At 37.4% G+C, this 832-nt stretch carries 1 pseudogene; it reads left to right on the forward strand.

Annotated elements, in window-relative coordinates:
• Positions 1-448: 448 nt before the first annotated feature.
• Positions 449-805, forward strand: a pseudogene (locus G5T77_RS17030) (SDR family NAD(P)-dependent oxidoreductase); the annotation flags it as partial.
• Between the last annotated feature and the right edge of the window lie 27 nt (positions 806-832).

Here is an 832-nt window from a genome sequence, read left to right on the forward strand (position 1 = left end):
CCTTTTGAGTTTGAAGCAATGTACTATGATAAGATTAACCCGTTAGGTCAGGTGGCCTAACTTAAATAAAAAAGTCTCCGACAAACCCGGTACGGTTCAGTTGTAAAGAAATACTTGTAGCTTATCTAGCTGTGTATTTTAGATTTATTTGGTTGTAAATAAGTTATTGGTTTTATTTTGCAGATTGGTTCCTAAATCGACTTAACTCTGCTGCAATCCACTGAAGGTATATTCCTGCTTATCGCTCTTTTCCCTACAAATAAACCCGATATTTCATCCTAGAAGTCGATTTTAAATAACTCAAACAGGCAGTTCTAAAGTGTCAATTTAAGCTAAATGAATAAATGCTAAATCTTGCACAGGTTCTGTTATGAAATGTTGAGTCTAATTCAATCCCAACTAAAAGCTCCTAATATATTTTTTCATCAAGAGCAATCATGGAAAAAATATGAATAACTATCCTGAAACTCCAGCTTCAACTGAAACCCAAGCCCATCAACCGGGTGACCAGACTAAAATGGATCCTAATCCGGAAGTCATTAAAGAAAATTATAAAGGTAGCGATAAATTAAAAGGCAAAGTAGCACTCATTACAGGTGGTGACAGCGGGATTGGTCGCTCTGTATCAGTATTATTTGCCCGCGAAGGCGCCGATATTGCCATTTGCTATCTGGATGAAGATCAGGATGCGCTTGATACAAAAAAAATGGTTGAAGCAGAAGGACGACGTTGTCTGCTGATTCAATGCGATTTACAGCATCCTGATGAAATCAAGAAAATGGTTGAGCAGACCCTTCAGGAATTTAAAACCATTAGGGTGTGTTGACACTTT

The organism is Acinetobacter sp. GFQ9D191M, from assembly GCF_011174875.1.
In the GTDB taxonomy this organism is placed as follows: domain Bacteria; phylum Pseudomonadota; class Gammaproteobacteria; order Pseudomonadales; family Moraxellaceae; genus Acinetobacter.